This is a genomic window from Bacillus testis (assembly GCF_001243895.1).
Classification (GTDB): Bacteria; Bacillota; Bacilli; order Bacillales; family DSM-1321; genus Bacillus_AD; species Bacillus_AD testis.
Genome location: NZ_LN851186.1, coordinates 3,864,778 through 3,878,138, shown reverse-complemented (window position 1 = coordinate 3,878,138; position 13,361 = coordinate 3,864,778). Strand labels below are relative to the sequence as shown.

The window sequence follows — 13,361 nt, the reverse complement described above, 5'->3', positions numbered from 1 at the left end:
TTTATCTGCATATTTTCCCTGAATGTGTTATTATATATCTGTAATTGTGATATACTAAATGATTCGTTGGAGGGGAAAGACAAGTGGAGAGAAGTTTATCGATGGAACTTGTTCGTGTCACGGAAGCAGCTGCATTAGCTTCTGCCCGTTGGATGGGTAGAGGAAAAAAAGCAGAGGCCGATGATGCAGCTACAACAGCTATGAGAAATGTGTTTGATACAATTCCGATGAAAGGGACAGTTGTCATTGGCGAAGGGGAAATGGATGAAGCGCCAATGTTATATATCGATGAAAAACTGGGAACCGGCTATGGGCCGCGCGTTGATGTAGCTGTCGATCCACTCGAAGGAACGAATATCGTTGCTTCAGGAGGATGGAACGCGCTTGCAGTCCTGGCGGTTGCAGACCACGGCAATCTACTTCATGCACCTGATATGTATATGGATAAAATCGCTGTTGGGCCGGAAGCGGTGGGGAAAATCGATATCGAGGCGCCGGTCATGGATAATATCCGTGCGGTTGCCCGGGCGAAAAATAAAGATATTGAAGACATTGTGGCCACTATTTTGAACCGTCCGCGCCATGATGAAATCATTCATACACTAAGAGAAGCCGGCGTCAGAATTAAGCTGATTAATGATGGAGATGTTGCTGGCGCCATCAACACAGCATTCGACCAAACCGGCGTCGATATATTGCTCGGCTCAGGCGGTGCCCCTGAGGGCGTCATCGCGGCTGTCGCATTGAAGTGCCTGGGAGGGGAGCTTCAAGGAAAATTGCTTCCGCAGAACGACGGCGAATCGGAACGCTGTAAACGTATGGGGCTGGATACCAATAAAATCCTGCTAATGGATGATTTGGTGAAAGGCGACGACGCCATTTTTGCCGCTACAGGCGTCACGGACGGCGAATTGCTGCGCGGCGTCCAATACAAGGCTAACTACGGAGAAACACAATCAATCGTTATGCGTGCAAAGTCGGGCACTGTCCGTTTTGTGGACGGCCGGCATAGCCTGAAGAAAAAGCCGAACCTGGTGATGAAGGCATAGTGGGCTATAAGCTCTTCATAGGCGGGGAATGGGCAGCGGCTGCTGCCCATTTTTATTTTGTTCGGCGCTATAGCGAATTTTAGAGAATTATATGTCACAAAAAAATATATTTTTTGAATATTTTTAAGTAAAATAGACGAAGTTGAATATGTGTGGTATAAGTAATGAATAAGCTTACTCTATTTCAATGGAAATGGGTTCTAATTGAACTTGTTCTATGCAAGAAGTAGAATACAGATATGCGGCAGGTCATTCTTAGGCCCGTATCTACAAAATAATCCTTCTAATCTTCAATTTTATTGGCGATTTCCTTCATTTAATTCTTCATTAAAAAAAGCTATTATATTCATTTCCTTTATTAAGTTGTAGCTAAATGTGTATGAAATGCCAATTTATGATTGCTATTAATAAAAAGTGTGGTGTACGTATGAATTTAACTATTTCCCATCTGGAACACATGAAGCTGAAAGAGCTTTATGAGTTAGCAAAAGAATTCAGAGTGTCCTATTACAGTAAATTAACCAAAAAAGAATTGATTTTCGCTATTTTGAAAGCCCGTGCTGAACAGGATGGCTTTCTTTTCATGGAAGGAGTATTGGAGATCATTCCTTCCGAAGGGTTCGGTTTCTTGCGCCCAATCAATTACTCGCCTAGTTCCGAAGATATCTACATATCTGCTTCGCAAATCCGCCGTTTTGATTTGCGAAACGGGGACAAGGTATCCGGCAAGGTTAGACCCCCGAAAGAAAACGAGCGCTATTATGGCCTTCTTCATGTAGAGGCAGTCAATGGAGACGATCCAGAGACGGCCAAAGAAAGGGTCCATTTCCCAGGATTGACGCCACTGTACCCTAATCGGCAAATTAAATTAGAAACAACCCAAAGAAATCTTTCTACCCGCATAATGGATATCCTCGCTCCGGTCGGGTTTGGACAGCGCGGACTGATTGTTGCGCCTCCGAAAGCGGGTAAAACCATGCTGATCAAAGAGATCGCCAACGCTATTACAACCAATCATCCGGAAGCGGAATTGATTGTCCTCCTGATCGATGAACGCCCGGAGGAAGTGACAGACATCGAGCGCTCTGTTGCCGGCGACGTAGTCAGCTCCACATTTGATGAATTGCCTGAGAACCATATTAAAGTCACGGAGCTGGTCATTGAAAGAGCAATGCGGCTTGTTGAACATAAGCGGGATGTCATCATTCTAATGGATAGCATCACCCGTCTGGCAAGGGCCTATAATTTATATATTCCGCCAAGCGGACGTACGCTTTCCGGTGGTATTGACCCGGCAGCTTTCCACCGTCCAAAACGATTTTTCGGGGCTGCGCGGAATATTGAAGAAGGCGGCAGCTTAACGATTCTGGCCACTGCCTTGATCGACACGGGTTCCCGCATGGACGATGTGATTTATGAAGAATTCAAAGGGACAGGCAATATGGAATTGCATTTGGACCGCTCTCTGGCCGAAAGACGAATCTTCCCGGCCATCGATATCCGCCGTTCCGGAACACGGAAAGAAGAATTGCTTATTCCAAAAGATCACTTGGACAAATTATGGGCAATCCGGAAAACGATGTCCGATACGCCTGATTTTACGGAAAAATTCCTTCGCAAACTGCGCCAAACGAAGAGCAACGAAGAGTTTTTCGATATGCTTGAGGTTGAAATGAAATCTGCGGCATCGCGGCGCACGAAAAGTGAATAAAGTTTTGGCAACAGGTAAAAAATAGGGATTGAAGAGTATATCGTTTAGTTGCATTTGCCCTGTGGACTTGTTATAATGAGATTATTGTTGACCTTTCATATAGGGCAACAAGAGGGTGGAAAGACCTTTCACCTTCAACATAACTCTGGTTCAGGAAATGAGTCAGGGCGGAAGGAGCTGAAAAGAATGAAAGCAGGAATTCATCCTAATTACAAAAAAGTCACAGTTAAATGTGCTTGCGGTAATGAATTTGAAACTGGTTCAGTAAAAGACGAGGTGCGCGTTGAAACGTGCTCTGAATGTCACCCATTCTATACTGGCCGTCAAAAATTTGCTGAAGCTGGTGGACGTGTTGACCGCTTCAACAAAAAATATGGTATCAAAACAAAACAACAATAATCCGATTATTGGTTTAAAGACAGGCAAGTTCTCTTCTTGCCTGTTTTTTTTCTGAATTTGCCGGAATCCATATACTTGTTACGGGTTTTAAGACACCCGCTTTCATATAAAAGTGAAGACGGAGAAGTGTGAGTGGCAGATCCATTCGGCAGTAGGCTAATGGAAGGCCTCTTATCGAAATAAAGTTTCACTTTCCTGTGCCTTTTCGAAACGGCAAAAGTTATTTGCTGCTTCGAAAAGGCATATCTTATGTCCTTTGGGTTTTTAGAAGAAGGTTGGTCAAACAGGATGGCAGTTAAACCAGTTGAAAGGCATCTGTTGCTTGAAGGCAATCATATCAACCCCATTATTTTACAAAGTCTAAAATGCGACTGTATAAAATTTCTATGGCGTATAGGTGATATTGAGAGGTCATCGACAACAATATAGGTTAAACTAGAGTATATGGTTTTTTGAAGAAGCGCTACCTATGTTAGTAGGCTTTCACATAGGAAGGAGAGAGATATACATTGTACGAAAAGAAACAGGCAGGCTGGATGGAGATCATTTGCGGAAGCATGTTTTCGGGTAAATCGGAAGAGCTGATCAAGAGGGTTCAGCGCACACAATTTGCCCGCCAAAAAGCAATTGTTTTTAAACCGGGCATTGATAACCGCTATGCAGAAGAGGCGGTCGTTTCGCATAATGGGACATCTGTTATTGCTAAGCCTATCAACCAATCGAAAGATATATTCCTTCACATAGAGAACGATTTAGATGTCATTGCCATCGATGAAGTCCAATTCTTTGACGAACATATTATTGATGTGGCACAAGAGCTTGCCAATCGAGGATTCCGGGTGATTATGGCCGGGCTTGACCAAGATTTCCGGGGAGAGCCATTTGGTCCTGTTCCTGCTTTGATGTCACTGGCTGAATCTGTGACAAAACTCCAAGCGGTTTGTTCTGTTTGTGGCAGAGCCGCCAGCAAAACACAGCGTTTAATCGATGGAAAGCCGGCCAACTACCATGATCCGATCATTATGGTTGGCGCTTCGGAGGCTTATGAACCAAGATGCCGCCACCATCACGAAGTACCAGGAAATGATAAAGGGATGGAAGGGCTAGGCGCTTATCGAGTTGACCAAGCGATGAACCAATAAGGAAAAAGACTGCGGTTCTGTTCGCCATTTAGCGAAATGGAGGATTTTGACTGTTATTCTTTTGCTATACTATAATACAGTAAATAGATAGAGAAAAATCTCGAGGTGACTATAGTGATAGACCGATTGCAGGCAGTAGAAGATCGTTACGATCAATTAAATGAACTACTAAGTGATCCTGAAATAGTAAATGATCCAAAAAAATTACGTGACTATTCTAAAGAACAGGCAAGTATACAGGACACGGTCGAAGCATACCGGCAATATAAAGAGCTGCGTACACAATACCAGGATGCAAAGTCGATGCTGGACGAGAAGCTCGATGCCGAAATGAAAGAAATGGTTAAGGAAGAAGTACACGAATTGGAAGATTCCATGGAAAAGCTTGAAGAGAAGCTGAAGATTCTGCTTATTCCTAAAGACCCTAACGATGATAAGAACGTTATTATGGAAATAAGGGGAGCAGCTGGCGGCGATGAAGCTGCATTGTTTGCCGGAAGTCTATACCGCATGTACAGCCGCTATGCTGAGATGCAGGGCTGGAAGACCGAAGTGATCGAGTCGAATCCTACCGGTCTTGGTGGCTATAAGGAAATTATTTTCATGATTAATGGCCAGGGAGCTTATTCGAAATTAAAATTCGAAAATGGGGCCCACCGCGTTCAACGGGTGCCGGAGACAGAGTCAGGCGGCCGCATTCATACATCTACCGCCACTGTGGCTGTATTGCCGGAGGCGGAAGAAGTGGAAATCGAAATCCATGATAAGGACATCCGCGTCGATACGTTTGCATCATCGGGCCCTGGCGGACAAAGTGTAAATACAACTATGTCTGCTGTCCGTTTGACACATATACCGACTCAGACGGTTGTTTCCTGCCAGGATGAAAAATCCCAAATAAAAAATAAAGAAAAAGCCATGAAAGTTCTTCGTGCGCGTGTTTACGATAAATTCCAACGCGAAGTACAGGCCGAAATCGACCAAAACCGTAAGTTGGCTGTCGGTACTGGGGACCGTTCCGAACGGATCCGGACGTACAACTTCCCGCAAAATCGGGTAACAGACCACCGTATCGGATTAACGATTCAAAAACTGGACCAAGTGATGGAAGGAAAGCTTGATGAAGTAATCGATGCATTGATCATTGAGGACCAAGCAAGCAAACTCGAAAGCGGTGAATGAGCATGAGCGTACATCGTTATGAAGCCCTGAACTGGGCTTCTTCTTTTTTAAAAGAGAACGGACGGGATGAAAATGCGGGGGAGCTGCTGTTGCGCCATTATCTTCAGTGCAGCCGTTCACAGCTTTTGGCTGATATCCGGGAAGCGGTTCCGGAAGAAGTGCTGCAAAAGTTCCGGGAAGGCGTTTATCAGCATGCGGAAGGAGTGCCGGTTCAGCATCTGATCGGACACGAAGAATTCTATGGGCGTGAGTTCACTGTAAATGGTGACGTACTGATTCCCCGTCCGGAAACAGAGGAACTGGTATACCATGCCTTGAAGAAAATTCCCGCGTTATTTAAGGGGAACGAAGGCTCGTTGAAGCTTGCGGATATCGGTACAGGAAGCGGTGCAATCGGCATAACAATGAAATGTGAAATGCCGGCGCTGGAGGTGATCCTCAGCGACCTCATGCCTAATGCACTGGAGATGGCAAAGCGCAATGCATCTGCATTGAATGCAGATGTTTCCTTTGTGTTGGGCGATGGCCTGCAGCCGTTCATACAAGCTCAAGAGCGCTTGGATGTGGTCCTTTCCAATCCGCCGTATATTCCGGTCGGTGATGCGGCAAGTATGTCGGAAGTAGTAACTGAACATGAACCGCATACCGCCCTTTTTGCCGGGGAAGATGGTCTCGATCTCTATCGCCGGCTGGTTCAGGAGCTCACTGCTGTATTGAACAAACCGTCCCTTGTCGGATTTGAAGTGGGGGCGGGACAGGGAGAACAAGTGGCAAGCCTGCTGCGCGCCGCATTGCCTGCTGCGCAGGTAACCATTGAATATGATATCAACGGCAAAGACCGGATGGTATTCGCCGAAACGCCAGCTTAGCAATGAAGCTGGCGTTTTTTTTGTATATAGATTTAAAACGATATTGTTGTGGCCCCTATCCATGACTTCAGTCACGTTATTGCCATTAATTGATGACTGAAGATAGTTATCTATCTTTTCAAAAAACTTATAATAAATATAGAGGAGATGAAGAGTGCCGAGGAGGAATGGAACTTGCTTGAAGTGACTGGCCTTACGAAAACATATAAACAGAAAAGTGTAGTCAAGAATGTCAGCATGTACTTGAATAATGGTGAAACAGTTGGCCTGCTGGGGCCGAATGGAGCTGGTAAAAGCACGGCAATCAATATGATTGCTTCTCTCTTAATGCCCACTAAGGGTGATGTATTGCTGAATGGGAAAAGCATTATGAAGAATCCTGCTGATTTGCGAAACATTTTGGGGGTCGTCCCCCAGGAAATCGCCTTGTATGAAGAATTGTCCGCTGAGGAAAATTTGACTTTTTTCGCCCGCATTCATGGTTTGAAAAAAGCAGAATTGCACGAGCGTGTTAATGATGTGCTTGACCTCATCGGTTTAAGTGACAGAAGGAAAGATATTGTCAAAACGTATTCAGGCGGCATGAAGCGAAGGCTGAATATCGGGGTGGCTCTTCTGCATAATCCAAAGCTGATCATTATGGATGAACCGACAGTCGGCATCGACCCGCAGTCGCGCAACTATATTCTTGAAGCCGTTAAGAAACTCAATGAGGAAAAAGGAATCACTGTTTTGTATACCTCGCACTATATGGAGGAAGTGGAGTTTCTATGTGACCGCATCTACATCATGGACCATGGTGAGATTATTGCATCCGGGACGACGGAAGAGCTGAAGGGCATACTCTCTTCAGAAAATACGCTGGTCGTCAAACTGGAACGGTCATCAGAAGAAATGGTGGAAGAATTGAAAAATAGGGCTGACATTAGCTCGGTAAAGGTGAAGGATACAGAGTTAACACTAATTGCACCTAAAAATGTTAACTTGTTTTCTTTAGTCATTGCCTTATCTGAAAAGTGGCAGGTGGCCATTACAAGTATTGAACTGAAAAATCCGACGCTGGAAGATGTATTTCTGCATCTGACTGGCAGAGTCCTGAGAGATTAGGGGTGAATGAAGATGTTCATCCATTTGGCCAAGAAGAATATGCTGGTGCTTTTAAGGAATAAGAATCTATTATTCACCCTATTCCTTATGCCGATGGTGTTGATTGCTATTTTAGGGACCGCCCTTGGGAGTCTGATGAATAGTGAAACAAGCGCCATCAAAGCAAAGGTCTATCTATATGACGAGGGCTCGGAGACGAAGGATGTAGAGCGATTCATCAAGGAAGTGAACCAGTCAGCTTCTATTCCCACTCCAGTGAAGAAGCAGCTGGCCGATGCAGTGGGGCAGATGTTGCCGATTTCCATATTGAAAGAGGAGGTGCTGGGAGGCGAGGAAAACCATAAAAACATAAAATTTCATGCGATCAGCGGAGAGGTTGGCAAATCTCTGCAGAAGAAAGATACCTCTGCTGTTATCCAGGTGCCTGAGCATTTTACCTATGATTTTCTCCGCTATTATTTGCTGAAAGAAGGGCAGCCGCCAACATTGACAATCATCGAGAATGAAAATGAACAGATTTCAGCCGGGATCGTCGATAATATGGTGGATGATTTACGCAATGAATATGCGTTTAGAGCCATTCTCCAAAAAAATGGGCTTCCGGTTGATTTGGCGGCGGTCAATAAAGAAATCAACGTAGAGAAGAAGATGGTTAGCGGCGCACAACCAATCAATGCATCCATCTACTATACATTCGCCATGAGTTCTATGTTTGTTCTGTATGTGGCGTCAACAATGGCTTCTTTCGCCCTGCGGGAGAAAGAGATATTTATCTATAAGCGCATTCAGCTAGCTTCTGTTTCTCCGTGGTCTTATTTGGGAAGTGTCCTGTTTTCCGGATCAGCCATTGCATTCGTTCAATTGCTGCTCCTATATCTGTTTGCCCATTTTTGCTTTGGTGTGGATATTCCGTCCATTCCGATTTTTCTATTGATCACCCTCTTGCTCAGTTTTGCCATCGGCGGACTATCGTCTCTGTTGGCCGCTTTTAGTTTCAAGGACCGCACAGAATCGATCGCCGATGCCTTTGGCGGGATAGTCGTGTCGGTTTTAGCATTTATAGGAGGGAGTTTTGTGCCGCTGGACGTTTTTCCGGATTGGTTTCAGAAAATAGGTGAGTTATCCCTGAATGGAGCGGCTTTAAAAGCATTCATGAAGATGGCGCAGGAATACGATGTTGGGGCCATTTACCCGTATCTAACAACGATGCTGGCCTATGGGATCATCCTTTTGGTTGCGGCTGTGCTGATTTTTCCGCGGAAGGAGGCTGACTAATCATGTTTGCTGTTCTAATGATTAAAATACGTTTATTACTCCGCAAACCGTGGACATTCATTATCATGTCAGCGACGCTTTTCGGATTTGCCTATATGGTCGGATTAAATTATGAGACGAAAGTCGAAGTGCCGGTGTTCAGTTCCTTGCCACAAGAGCAATTGAAGCCTATTCTAAAAGAATTGAATCAATCGGAGACCTTCCAATTCAAGGTGGAGGACAGCAAGAAAGCGAAAGAGGAGGTGAATGAGAGCAAAACCGAAATGGCTATCCAGCTGAATAAAGAATCTGCTGCCATCTATATATCTGCTGCGGGAAAGAATGATGAACTAGTGAAATACGAGATCAAGAAAGCCTATCAATCTTTGAACAAGCGTCAAAATGCCATAAAGGAAGTAAATATATCTTCCCCGCAAAAAGCGGATGAAGTCGATCAACAGCTCAGCCATTTAGATCAAGAGGCACCTTTCACGATTGAGAAGAAAGGCTTCATGGCCAAGGATTCTTTCCGCTATGATTCAAGACTGCAGGCGATTTTCGGTTTCGGGCTGTTTTTCGTCATATTCACGATTGCGTATAACGTTGTTTCCATCCTGATTGAGAAGAATCAGGGGGTATGGGATCGCTTGTTGCTGTCTCCCCTGAAAAAATGGGAGCTGTATGCCGGCAATCTGCTCTACAGTTTTATCGTTGGCTATGCCCAGATGGCGTTGGTGTTCTGTCTATTCCGGTTTGTCCTTCAGTATAATTTTTACGGGGCTTTCGGAAAGACGCTGGTCATCCTGGTTCCCTATACATTTGCAATCATTTCGATCGCATTGATGGTCGCAGCTTTGGTGAAAAACCTGAAGCAGTTCGAAGTGATCATTTCATTTCTTGCCGTATCCATGGCTATGATTGGAGGCGCTTATTGGCCGCTTGAGATTGTGACCTCCAAATTTCTGTTGCTGTTAGCCAAAATGGATCCGGTCACTTACGGGATGGAAGCCTTAAAAGGAGCAACGGTTTACGGTCAATCATGGAGTGAATTATTGGCGCCCATTGGGTTGCTATTCTTGATTGGAGCCGTCCTGCTTGGAGCCGGAATCAAGATTATCGATCGGAAATAAAGCCCCCTGTTAAAAAAATCTATTTTGCTAGTTTAAGATAGAGAACTCCTGCCCATAATGAGTGATACAAAGGGGAGTGAGTGAAATGAAAAAAACAAATTTTGCGGGGCTGTATGTTGTGATGATCTGCTTGGGTACCATCCTGAGCTTATATATACCAAAACCTGAACAAACACAGGCGATGGAAGAAGCCGTGGTTATTCCGAAAGAGGCGATTCGCCTGCGCATCCTGGCCAATAGCGATACTCAGGAAGATCAGGATCTTAAACGCGCCATCCGTGATGAAGTGAATGCGAATATTACGGAGTGGGTTAAGGACCTGACCTCGATTGAAACGGCAAGAACAGTGATTAAAAGCCATACTGAAGATATTCAACAGTTGGCAGAGCGGCACGTAGCAGAAGCGGGAGCCAACCAATCGGTGAATGTCACGTTCGGAAAGGCGAATTTTCCTACGAAGCTGTACGGACAGTTTTTGTATCCGGCTGGTGAGTATGAAGCGATTGTCATTACGCTTGGTGCCGGCGCAGGCGCCAATTGGTGGTGCGTCCTGTTCCCGCCTCTCTGTTTCCTTGATTTCTCTAACGGTACAGCCGTTAGTGCCCAGGCGATGAGTGACGATGCTGAAGCGGACGAACAAAAAGATGAAGAAAAGAATCAAAAGGAAGAAACAGCGGAAGAACACCATCTGTCACCGGCTGCACAGGTAGAAGACCAGCCGCCGCTATCACCGGAATCTGCACGTGAAGAAGAGTCCTCCGTACAGGAACCGCTGTATAACGCTCAGGATGAAGAACCGTTGAAGGTAGAAAAGAAATGGTTTTTTGCCGAAATGATGAAGGATTTATTTGAATGAGAATAGATAGAAGAGGGAGCCTGCATGAATGAACCGGGCTCCTTTTTTGTCACATTCTCACTGGCGCTAAGGCTCCCGCTTCGACTGATGCGCGAAATGAAGAAGTGTAAGTGGGGATGAGGCGCCAATAAGAATCTGATTGGTTCAACTAATCATCGGTGGGGATGAATAAAAACGCCCGTCATCACTTTATAGCCAAAACCATGGGGTTGTGAATAACCCTGTGGATATCTTTTTTTGTAAACTCTTACATCCTATTCTATTTTGCTCGATTCTTTCATAGTCATAATAGTAAGCAAAACAGAAAAGGGGGAATGAAGATGTTAAGGTTGATAGTAGGGAAGAAGGAAGATGAAAAAAGAATCCAGTCGTTTATCAAAGCGAGTGAAGCAATCTATGACGCAGACTGTATGTTCATCCTGGCAGAAAATGAGGGTGAGGAGCTGTTGGCCGTCATGGGGTTTCAAGTGATCGATCAGTTTTGTTTATTACGCTCATTTGTCTTTTCATCCGGCTTCCCAGCGGAAAATCTGCCTCTTGTTTTCGAAAAGATTATCGGTAAAGCCAGGGAATTGGGTTGCCATTCAATTGGCCTAGCAACCCATAAGGAAACGAATATAACCTTCTTTGAAGCATTCGGTTTTTCCTGTCTGGAAGAAGGGAAAGTGCCGGATGCCGTTAAGTTATCAACAGCATATAAGAGGATACAGGCATTTTCGCCGCTCTTTTTCATGTGGAAAGCACTGTGATTTATATACATATCCACAAAATTATCCACTGTTTATAAGTTATTATCCACAATTTGTGGATAATAACCCTCTTATGCACAAGTTTTTCCGGAGGTACAAGGGATGCGTTCGATTGGCAATTAGGGTTATAATAGAAACAGAATGCAAGACGAATCGTCTTAAAGTAGAAGGTGTACACATTGAAAACAATTGTTTGGAAAATAGATCCGGCCATTGAGCATGCTCCACAGATCAAAGCGGCGGCCGAGTTGTTGAAGGGAAATGAAACCGTGGCATTCCCCACGGAAACGGTATATGGATTGGGGGCAAATGCAACCAATGACCAGGCTGTCCAAAAAATATTCGCGGCAAAAGGACGGCCTAGCGACAATCCGTTGATTGTCCACATAGCCAAAGTCCAACAGCTGGAGGATTTGGTTGAGGAAGTGCCTGAACATGCGCGGAAACTGATGGAGGCTTTCTGGCCAGGCCCTCTTACCATCATTCTAAAGAAAAAAGGTAGATTGTCGGACAGCGCGACTGCTGGTTTGGATTCGGTCGGCATCCGCATGCCTGACCACCCAATTGCGCTTGCCCTGATTGCAGCGGCAGATCTGCCGATTGCAGCGCCAAGTGCCAACCTGTCCGGCAAGCCAAGCCCGACGACTGCGGGGCATGTAGCCAATGACCTGACAGGCCGAATCAGCGGAATAGTCGACGGAGGAGAAACCGGGGTCGGACTGGAATCAACCGTGGTGGATTGCACTAGAGCGGTTCCGGTCATTCTGCGTCCCGGCGGTGTCACAAGAGAGGAACTGATGGCTGTCGTGGGAGAGGTGCGAGAAGATGTGGCGCTCCATAATCCAGAAGAAGCCCCTAAAGCGCCGGGAATGAAATATACCCACTATGCGCCGGATGCACCGTTCATTTTAATGGACGGCAGCGTGCGATTCATACAAGCCGCAATCGATCAGAGCAAGTCTGAAGGGAAAAAGACAGGCGTGCTTACAACAGAAGAAAATAAAGATGCCTATACAGCGGATACCGTCATTTCCTGCGGCAGCAGAAAAGACCTGGCGACAGTGGCTGCCGGTATCTACGATGCGCTACGCACTTTTGATGAAAGCGGGACGGATGTCATTTATGGGGAAGTATTCCCTTACGAAGGAATCGGCGATGCTATTATGAACCGGTTGATGAAAGCTGCAGGGCACCATTTAATGAAAGAATAGAATGAAAGAAGCCGTAAAAGGCTTCTTTTTTTCGCCATTCGCCTTCTAAAGGAAGTGGGACGGGCATATCTTTAGAGAGCAAGTCCAAGGGAGGTTGAAAAATGTGCATGCGGCAATCGGCGAATTCGTTACATTATTATTGATGGCTTTTGCGCTTGGAATGGATTCATTCTCTGTGGGCCTCGGGATGGGAATGTATAAGCTGCGTTTAAGGCAAATCGGGATCATAGCTGCCACTGTGGGCCTTTTCCATATTGTTATGCCATTGATCGGCATGTCGGCCGGGCGTTTTCTATCCGATCAATTTGGTGCTTACGCCACCTACGCGGGGGGCTTATTGCTTATTTTGCTGGGGGCGGGCATGTTCATTTCCGGATTGAAGGGTGAGAGCAACGGGTTTATCGTACCGGTCGGTTTTGGGCTGATTGTATTTGCCTTAAGTGTCTCCCTTGATAGTTTTTCGGTGGGACTGACGCTGGGCATATACGGAGCAAGGACCTTCTTGGCCATTTCTCTTTTCGGATTGATGGCTACTTTTTTGACCTTGGCGGGTTTATTGATCGGAAGGAAAGTGCAGGGCCTTCTTGGTGTATATAGCCAAGTGTTGGGAGGAAGCGTGCTATTTGCGTTTGGCATTAAACTATTGCTGCCTGTTTAATAGATGAATAATGACAAAATATAGTATAGGACCTTATTGCCCGG

At 45.4% G+C, this 13,361-nt stretch carries 13 protein-coding genes; all 13 read left to right on the top strand.

The window, feature by feature from the left end:
* Nucleotides 1-83: 83 nt before the first annotated feature.
* Nucleotides 84-1,049, top strand: a complete 966-nt coding sequence (gene glpX / locus BN1765_RS19110) for a class II fructose-bisphosphatase (protein WP_050616615.1) — start codon at nucleotides 84-86, stop codon at nucleotides 1,047-1,049.
* Between the two features lie 427 nt (nucleotides 1,050-1,476).
* Nucleotides 1,477-2,760 (top strand): transcription termination factor Rho, encoded by a 1,284-nt coding sequence (gene rho / locus BN1765_RS19105; protein WP_050616614.1) that lies wholly within the window; start codon nucleotides 1,477-1,479, stop codon nucleotides 2,758-2,760.
* Nucleotides 2,761-2,946: 186 nt separating this feature from the next.
* The gene (gene rpmE / locus BN1765_RS19100) at nucleotides 2,947-3,159 is read left to right on the top strand and encodes a 50S ribosomal protein L31 (protein WP_050616613.1); all 213 of its coding nucleotides are present in this window, start codon (nucleotides 2,947-2,949) and stop codon (nucleotides 3,157-3,159) included.
* Between the two features lie 509 nt (nucleotides 3,160-3,668).
* Complete coding sequence (locus tag BN1765_RS19095) at nucleotides 3,669-4,301, top strand: thymidine kinase (protein ID WP_050616612.1); 633 nt, start codon at nucleotides 3,669-3,671, stop codon at nucleotides 4,299-4,301.
* Between the two features lie 114 nt (nucleotides 4,302-4,415).
* Entirely contained in the window at nucleotides 4,416-5,483 is a 1,068-nt protein-coding gene (prfA, locus tag BN1765_RS19090) for a peptide chain release factor 1 (RefSeq protein WP_050616611.1), read from the top strand.
* 2 nt (nucleotides 5,484-5,485) lie between these two features.
* A complete protein-coding gene (prmC, locus tag BN1765_RS19085; protein ID WP_050616610.1) occupies nucleotides 5,486-6,352 on the top strand; it encodes a peptide chain release factor N(5)-glutamine methyltransferase in 867 nt (288 codons plus the stop codon).
* Between the two features lie 174 nt (nucleotides 6,353-6,526).
* The gene (locus tag BN1765_RS19080) at nucleotides 6,527-7,459 is read left to right on the top strand and encodes an ABC transporter ATP-binding protein (RefSeq protein ID WP_050616609.1); all 933 of its coding nucleotides are present in this window, start codon (nucleotides 6,527-6,529) and stop codon (nucleotides 7,457-7,459) included.
* Between the two features lie 12 nt (nucleotides 7,460-7,471).
* Complete coding sequence (locus BN1765_RS19075; RefSeq protein ID WP_050616608.1) at nucleotides 7,472-8,734, top strand: ABC transporter permease; 1,263 nt, start codon at nucleotides 7,472-7,474, stop codon at nucleotides 8,732-8,734.
* Nucleotides 8,735-8,736: 2 nt separating this feature from the next.
* On the top strand, nucleotides 8,737-9,843 hold the full coding sequence (locus tag BN1765_RS19070; protein WP_050616607.1) for an ABC transporter permease: 1,107 nt from the start codon (nucleotides 8,737-8,739) through the stop codon (nucleotides 9,841-9,843).
* 85 nt (nucleotides 9,844-9,928) lie between these two features.
* A complete protein-coding gene (gene spoIIR, locus BN1765_RS19065) occupies nucleotides 9,929-10,699 on the top strand; it encodes a stage II sporulation protein R (RefSeq protein WP_050616606.1) in 771 nt (256 codons plus the stop codon).
* 320 nt (nucleotides 10,700-11,019) lie between these two features.
* On the top strand, nucleotides 11,020-11,448 hold the full coding sequence (locus BN1765_RS19060) for a GNAT family N-acetyltransferase (RefSeq protein WP_050616605.1): 429 nt from the start codon (nucleotides 11,020-11,022) through the stop codon (nucleotides 11,446-11,448).
* A 179-nt stretch (nucleotides 11,449-11,627) separates the two neighbouring features.
* The gene (locus BN1765_RS19055; RefSeq protein WP_050616604.1) at nucleotides 11,628-12,659 is read left to right on the top strand and encodes an L-threonylcarbamoyladenylate synthase; all 1,032 of its coding nucleotides are present in this window, start codon (nucleotides 11,628-11,630) and stop codon (nucleotides 12,657-12,659) included.
* Nucleotides 12,660-12,801: 142 nt separating this feature from the next.
* On the top strand, nucleotides 12,802-13,317 hold the full coding sequence (locus BN1765_RS19050) for a manganese efflux pump MntP (RefSeq protein ID WP_050616845.1): 516 nt from the start codon (nucleotides 12,802-12,804) through the stop codon (nucleotides 13,315-13,317).
* The last annotated feature ends 44 nt before the right edge of the window (nucleotides 13,318-13,361 follow it).

What these genes read in the sequence shown, in the direction of transcription:
- rho (WP_050616614.1), top strand. Translation starts at nt 1,477, where the DNA reads ATGAATTTAACTATTTCCCATCTGGAACACATGAAGCTGAAAGAGCTT.
- rpmE (WP_050616613.1), top strand. Translation starts at nt 2,947, where the DNA reads ATGAAAGCAGGAATTCATCCTAATTACAAAAAAGTCACAGTTAAATGT.
- prmC (WP_050616610.1), top strand. Translation starts at nt 5,486, where the DNA reads ATGAGCGTACATCGTTATGAAGCCCTGAACTGGGCTTCTTCTTTTTTA.
- BN1765_RS19075 (WP_050616608.1), top strand. Translation starts at nt 7,472, where the DNA reads ATGTTCATCCATTTGGCCAAGAAGAATATGCTGGTGCTTTTAAGGAAT.
- BN1765_RS19070 (WP_050616607.1), top strand. Translation starts at nt 8,737, where the DNA reads ATGTTTGCTGTTCTAATGATTAAAATACGTTTATTACTCCGCAAACCG.
- spoIIR (WP_050616606.1), top strand. Translation starts at nt 9,929, where the DNA reads ATGAAAAAAACAAATTTTGCGGGGCTGTATGTTGTGATGATCTGCTTG.
- BN1765_RS19060 (WP_050616605.1), top strand. Translation starts at nt 11,020, where the DNA reads ATGTTAAGGTTGATAGTAGGGAAGAAGGAAGATGAAAAAAGAATCCAG.
- BN1765_RS19050 (WP_050616845.1), top strand. Translation starts at nt 12,802, where the DNA reads ATGGCTTTTGCGCTTGGAATGGATTCATTCTCTGTGGGCCTCGGGATG.